The 5,099-nt window shown below is 70.8% G+C and carries 4 protein-coding genes, 1 tRNA gene and 1 pseudogene; 2 read left to right on the top strand and 4 right to left on the bottom strand.

The annotated features are described in order from the left end of the window. Positions 1 to 153: 153 nt before the first annotated feature. The 4 genes from AB0H87_RS37790 to AB0H87_RS37775 form a co-directional block, all read right to left on the bottom strand. Positions 154 to 225 (bottom strand) — tRNA-Val (locus AB0H87_RS37790). A 34-nt stretch (positions 226 to 259) separates the two neighbouring features. Further along, the gene (locus AB0H87_RS37785; protein ID WP_360157288.1) at positions 260 to 724 is read right to left on the bottom strand and encodes a peroxiredoxin; all 465 of its coding nucleotides are present in this window, start codon (positions 722 to 724) and stop codon (positions 260 to 262) included. 8 nt (positions 725 to 732) lie between these two features. Then, on the bottom strand, positions 733 to 1,167 hold the full coding sequence (locus AB0H87_RS37780) for a DUF3052 domain-containing protein (RefSeq protein ID WP_360157285.1): 435 nt from the start codon (positions 1,165 to 1,167) through the stop codon (positions 733 to 735). A gap of 145 nt (positions 1,168 to 1,312) precedes the next feature. Next, positions 1,313 to 3,577 carry a thiamine pyrophosphate-dependent enzyme gene (locus tag AB0H87_RS37775; RefSeq protein ID WP_360157282.1) on the bottom strand — a complete coding sequence of 755 codons (2,265 nt, stop codon included), beginning with the start codon at positions 3,575 to 3,577 and terminating at the stop codon, positions 1,313 to 1,315. 64 nt (positions 3,578 to 3,641) lie between these two features. Between AB0H87_RS37775 and AB0H87_RS37770 the strand changes: the two genes are divergently transcribed. Both AB0H87_RS37770 and AB0H87_RS37765 read left to right on the top strand, forming a co-directional pair. Then, complete coding sequence (locus AB0H87_RS37770) at positions 3,642 to 4,049, top strand: YjbQ family protein (protein ID WP_360157279.1); 408 nt, start codon at positions 3,642 to 3,644, stop codon at positions 4,047 to 4,049. A 154-nt stretch (positions 4,050 to 4,203) separates the two neighbouring features. Then, a pseudogene (locus tag AB0H87_RS37765) lies at positions 4,204 to 5,099 on the top strand (pyruvate dehydrogenase (acetyl-transferring), homodimeric type); the annotation flags it as partial.

Here is a 5,099-nt window from a genome sequence, read left to right as displayed (position 1 = left end):
GCCCAACGGTCACGTTGGGGCGGACCGCGCGCCCCTACCGCGGACCGCGCCCACCCACCGTGGGGTCTCCGGGGGTCGCCCCCGGAATCGGAATGCCGAATGGCTTCCTAAACCGTGGCCGCGCCAGCGGACACGGTTTAGCAAGCCATTCGGTGGGCGCGGCAGGGTTCGAACCTGCGACCCCTCGCTTGTAAGGCGAGTGCTCTTCCGCTGAGCTACGCGCCCCGGACCGGCCGAAGCTTACCCGACCACGGCCGCGTCAGCCGCCGTCCAGGGAGGCGAGCGCGGACAGCCACACGGTCGTGTCCCGCGACTCGCCGGGGCCGAGACACTCCGCCCACCGGATCACTCCGGCCCGGTCGATCAGGAACGTGCCGCGGTCCGCGAAGCCGGCTGACGAGTTGAAGACCCCGTAAGAAGCGGCCACCCCACCGTGCGGCCAGAAGTCCGCCAGCATCCGCATCGTCCAGGACTCGCGGATCAGCCAGATCTTGTGGGCGTACGTCGAGTCCACACTCACCGTGAGCACCTCGACTCCCGCCGACGCGAACGCCGGCAGCGCCTTCTCCAGCGCTGCCATCTCGCCGCCGCAGGTGCCCGAGAAGGCCAAGGGGTAGAAGACCAGCAGGACCGCACTGGTCCCGCGGTACGACGAGAGTCGTACCTCCTGGTTGTTCTGGTCCTTGAGGGTGAAGTCCGGTGCCGGCGTGCCCGCCTCGAGCATCGCGGCCCCTACTTCTTGCGGGACCCGCGGGGCACCACCAGGCGCGCGGCGCTCCAGTCCTTGCCCGCGTTGACCGTGGACGTCTGCTGCAGACCCGCCGTCGGTGCCAGCTCGGTGATCTCGCTCGGCTCGACGTGCCCGGAGCGCCCGGCCTTGGGTGTCAGCAGCCAGACGACGCCGTTGCCGGCCAGCGGGCTCAGCGTCTCGACGAGCATCTCGAAGAGGTCACCGTCGCCGTCGCGGTACCAGAGCAGCACCGCGTCGACCACCTCGTCGGTGTCCTCGTCGAGCAACTCACCGGCGCGGTCGGTCAGGGCGTCGCGGAGTTCCTGGTCGACGTCGTCGTCGTACCCCATCTCCATGACGACCATCCCCGGCTCGATGCCGAACCGGTCCGCCAGGCTGCGTACGCCGTCGGCGGCCTGACCTGCGGTCGCGCTCACTGTTGCGTGCCTCCCTCGCTCGTTGTAGTTCCCGCAAAGTCCACACAGTCGGCGGCCCGCGCGCAAGTGGCGCACCGACCGATCCGCGCTCGATTTTCCGGCGAGGCGGAACTGTGACACGGACTTTTCGGGTCCCCCGGGAAACTTACCGTGCCAGGAGGGCTCGGGCACCCTGAGTGATGGCATCCTCTGCGACCAGGACTTCTCTCGCTGCTGGGCCGAGCGGGACGAACGAGTCGACGGACGCGATCCGGCTAACAGATCCGACATATCCGGCGTCGACGAGGGCCGCCAGGACCCCTTCACCGACCCCACCGGAACGTCGTGTCTCGTCCACGACAAGAACGCGACCGGTGGCCGATGACTCCCGGATCACATCGGCGACCGGCAGCGGCGCGAGCCAGCGGAGGTCGACCACCCGCGCGCCGATGCCCTCCTCGACGAGCCGGGCGGCGACCCGCAGCGACATCCGTACTCCGTTGCCGAACGTGATGATCGTCAGATCCTCCGCCGAGCCGACCTGGTAGACCCGCGCCCGCCCGACCGGGACGTGCGCGTCGGCCCACGAGGCCGGGCCCAGGTAGGGCGCCAGCCACTCGTTGTCGCCGTCCTCGTAGAGGTCACGCGTGTGGTAGAGCGCGATCGGCTCCAGGTACACGCAGACGCTGCCGTCGACGGCGGCCGAGGCCAGGCAGGTGCGCAGCAGCGGCGCCGCGTCGTCGGCCCGCGCCGGCACCGCGACGACCAGGCCCGGGATGTCGCGCAGCACGGCAACCGAGTTGTCGTTGTGGAAGTGCCCGCCGAAACCTTCCTGGTACGCGAGCCCGGCGATCCGCACGACCATCGGGTTGCGGTAGGCGCCGCCGGAGAAGAACTGCATGGTGGCCGCCTCCCCGCGCAGCTGGTCCTCGGCGTTGTGCAGGTAGGCGAGGTATTGGATCTCCGGGACCGGCAGCATCCCGGCCAGCCCCGCGCCCAGGCCGAGCCCGAGGATCGAGGTCTCGTCGAGCAGCGTGTCGAAGACTCGGGTCGCGCCGAACCGCTCGCGCAGGCCCTTGGTCACGCCGTACACGCCGCCCTTGAGCGCGACGTCCTCGCCGAACACGGCCATCCGCGGGTTGGCCAGCAGCCCGTCGGCGAGCGTGGCGTTGATCGTCTGGGCCAGGGTGAGCGGGCCGGCCTCCTCGGGGAGGCGCCCACCGAACGCCGCGGCGCGGTCCGCGGTCGACAATCCGGACAGGTCCGACACGGTACGCGCGACCCGCACCGGCCGCCGGGGCGCGAGCGTCGCCACGATCTCGGCCGGTCCGGCCAGCTTGCGCTCGCCCAGCACCTCCTCGGCGACCTTGCGCACCTGCCAGCCGACCTCGTCGTACCGGGCCAGCACCTCTTCCGGGGTGGCCAGCCCGGCGTCGACCAGCAGGCGGGCGGTGGCGATCACGGGATCGCGGCCCAGGTCGCGGTCCAGGTCGGCGGCCGGGCGGTAGGCGACCTCGGCGTCCGCGCCCGCGTGCCCCATGAACCGCACGGTCCGCAGGTGCAGCACGGCCGGCCGGCGGGTCCGCCGCACGTGCCCGGCGGCCTCCACCGCGGCGGCGTACGCGGCGGCCGGGTCATCTCCTTCGGCGCCGAAATACTTCAGGCCCGGCCGGGCGCGCAGCGTGGCCTCGACCCAGCCCGGCGGCGACTTCACGCTGATCCCGATGCCGTTGTCCTCGCAGACCAGCAGCAGCGGCAGGCGCAGCCCGGTGTGGTCGATCCAGCCGGCGGTGTTGAGCGCGGCGGCGGCGGTCGCGTGGTTGACCGACGCGTCGCCGAACGAACACACGACCAGCGCGTCCGCCGGCCACGGCGGACCAGCGGCACCATTGCCGTTGACCTTGCGCAGGCGCTCGATCGCGAACGCGGCGCCCACCGCGCGCGGCAGGTGCGAGGCGATCGTCGAGGTGGTCGGCACGACGTGGTGCGCGGCGTTGCCGAAGACCTTGTGGCGGCCGCCGGCGATCGGCTCGCTGGCCGAGGCCACCACCCCGCGCAGCACGTCGCGGGCGGTGTCGGAGACGGAGTCGGCCCCGCCACCCTGCGCGACCCGGGCGGCGTAGAACGCGCCGGACCGGTAGTGCAGGAACGCGGGGTCGGTGTGCCGGAGCGCGGCGGCGACGACCGCGTTGCTCTCGTGGCCGGCGGACCCGATCGTGTAGAAGCCCTCGCCGAAGCTGCGCAACCAGCGGGCGGCCAGGTCGAGATGGCGGCTGGTGAGCTGGGCGTCGAACACGGCCCGCACCAGCTCGGCCGGCATCCCGTCGGGAAGGTCGGCGCTGCCGGGGGACAGCTCGCCGACCGCCGCCCGGAACCGTTCGTCGAGATCTTGCGGCGTGGTCACGTCGAAAGCATTACCGACTTGCGCCACCCATAGCCAGTCACCTGCCCCACTAGTCACGTGCGAACCGTTGATGATCACTAGACTTATCCGGATGCGGAGTGAGGTGATCACGGTCCAGACGGGCCGCCGGCCGGCGGTCCGTGACGTCACGGCGGAGGCACAGCAGTTCGTCTCCGGCGAGGGCGACGGGCTGCTGCACGTGTTCGTCCCGCACGCCACCGCCGGCATCGCGATCATCGAGAGCGGCTCAGGCTCCGACGACCCCGACCTGATGACCGCGATCGACGGCTTCCTGCCCGCCGACGACCGGTGGCGGCATCGGCACGGCTCACCCGGGCACGGGCGCGACCACGTGCTGCCCGCGTTCGTCGCTCCGTACGCCTCGATCCCGGTGTTGGGTGGCCGCCTCGCCCTGGGCACCTGGCAGTCCATCTGCCTGGTCGACACCAACGGTGACAACGCTGTCCGACAAGTCCGCTTTTCGTTCCTTCCGGGATGAGTTACCGGCGGGTATCTGTGTCGAGAGTCGCGTCTGGCAGTACGCGACGTGACGCGCGGATGAGAAACGGGGCAGGATGGCGTTGGAGACGAATCCCACACCCGGGACACTTGGCTCCGAAATGTCAGTCGTCCCCACAATCTGAGGAATGCCTGTGGCTACGGAACGCAAGCGCCCGGTGATCAGTGACGGCCTGCCGAGCCAGCTTCCGGACGTCGACCCTGAGGAAACCGCCGAATGGGTCGAGTCGCTCGACGGAGTCATCGACGCGGGCGGCGCCAAGCGCGCCCGATACGTGATGTTGCGGTTGCTGGAGCGGGCGCGCGAGCGCAACGTCGGCGTCCCCCCGCTGACCACCACCGACTACATCAACACGATCCCGCCGGAGCGTGAGCCCTGGTTCCCGGGTGACGAGTTCGTCGAGCGGCGGATCCGCGCCTACATCCGGTGGAACGCCGCGATGCTGGTGCACCGCGCCCAGCGCCCCGAGATCGGGGTCGGCGGACACATCTCGACCTACGCCAGCGCCGCGGCGCTCTACGAGGTCGGCTTCAACCACTTCTTCCGGGGCAAGAACCACCCCGGCGGTGGGGACCACATCTTCTACCAGGGCCACGCGTCGCCCGGCATGTACGCCCGCGCGTACATGGAGGGTCGCCTGTCCGAGGAGCGCCTCGACGGCTTCCGCCAGGAGCTCTCGCACGCGGGGCTGGGTGGCGGCCTGCCGTCGTACCCGCACCCGCGGCTCATGCCGGACTTCTGGGAGTTCCCGACGGTCTCCATGGGCCTCGGCGGCCTGAACGCGATCTACCAGGCCCGGTTCAACCGCTACCTGCAGCACCGGGGCATCAAGGACACGTCCGACCAGCACGTATGGGCGTTCCTCGGCGACGGTGAGATGGACGAGCCGGAGTCGCTCGGCGCGATCGGCGTCGCGGCCCGCGAGGAGCTCGACAACCTCACCTTCGTGATCAACTGCAACCTGCAGCGCCTCGACGGCCCGGTCCGCGGCAACGGCAAGGACATCCACGAGCACGATACGTTCATCCC

Source organism: Asanoa sp. NPDC050611, assembly GCF_040654855.1.
Classification (GTDB): Bacteria; Actinomycetota; Actinomycetes; order Mycobacteriales; family Micromonosporaceae; genus Asanoa.
Note: the sequence above shows the minus strand (reverse complement) of the source record. Positions and strands in the feature narration are given on the sequence as shown.